Origin of the sequence: Streptomyces sp. NPDC051172 (assembly GCF_040682555.1) — a bacterium.
GTDB lineage: Bacteria > Actinomycetota > Actinomycetes > Streptomycetales > Streptomycetaceae > Streptomyces.
Window position 1 is genome coordinate 1 of record NZ_JBFBBE010000410.1, and the last position, 1178, is coordinate 1178.

The following is a 1178-nucleotide window of genomic DNA, read 5'->3' on the forward strand; positions in this document are numbered from 1 at the left end:
GCCGCCCCGTCCCGTCTGCGCAAGGCGCTGCCGGCGGTGGCCGGCGTCGTGGTGCTGGCGCTGCTCGCGGTGCTGGCCGGACGCTGGCTGCGGAGCCTGGACCCGGTGGCGGACTTCATCGCGACCTACGACGGGCACCCGGCCCTGCCCGAGGGCACCCCCGAGGGGATGCCCTGGTGGATGGGCTGGCAGCACTTCCTGAACATGTTCCTGATGGTGCTGATCATCCGGACGGGGTTGCAGATCCGCCACGAGACGCGGCCGCCGGCCAACTTCACGCCGACGAAGGACGGCCTGTTCTCCGCGCGGGGCAACACCCCGAAGAAGTTCTCGCTCACCATCTGGACGCACCAGGCCCTCGACGCGCTGTGGCTGCTCAACGGCGTGATCTTCGTGGTGCTGCTGATCGTCACCGGCCACTGGGCGCGGATCGTGCCCACGGACCCGCACGTGTTCCAGCACGCCGTGTCCGCCGGCATCCAGTACCTGTCCCTGGACTGGCCCACCGAGAACGGCTGGGTGCACTACAACGCGCTGCAGATGCTCTCCTACGCGCTGGTGGTGTTCGTGGCCGCCCCGCTCGCCGCCCTCACGGGTTGGCGCATGTCCTCGTGGTTCCCGACGGAGGCCACGGGACTGAACAAGGCGTTCCCCATGGAGGTGGCCCGCAAGGTGCACTTCCCGGTGATGGTCTTCTTCGTGGCGTTCATCCTGGTGCACGTGTTCCTCGTGGCCTTCACGGGCCTGCTGACGAACCTGAACCACATGTACACCTCGCGCGGCGGGGCCACCGACGCGTGGGGCCTCGTGGTGTTCCTCGTGAGCGTGGCGGTCACCGCCGCCGCGTGGTTCTTCCTGAAGCCCGCCTTCACGGCCCCCGTGGCCTCCCGGTTCGGCACCGTGGGCCGCTGAGCCGGCCCCACGACGGCGACGCCTCCTCCTCCCGGGACTTTCGAACGTGATGTCGGGGGAATGAGCGCTTTCGAACGTGGGATAGGCCCTTTCTCACGTTCGAAAGTGCTCGGGCGTCTGGGGCGTCAGCTCCGGGCCGCGCGGAAGGTGACCTGCACCTGGACCATCGGCTTGTCGGCCACGGGGACGCCGTCGGCGCCGACCGGCACGAGGTCCACGTCCACGAGGCGCAGGGACCGGCCGGCGTGCCGCACCCGCGTGAGGGC

The 1178-nt window shown here is 69.9% G+C and carries 1 protein-coding gene; it reads left to right on the forward strand.

Annotated elements, in window-relative coordinates:
* On the forward strand, positions 1–912 hold a 912-nt coding region (locus tag AB0N07_RS51525), incomplete at its 5' end, for a cytochrome b/b6 domain-containing protein (RefSeq protein ID WP_365847969.1).
* Between the last annotated feature and the right edge of the window lie 266 nt (positions 913–1178).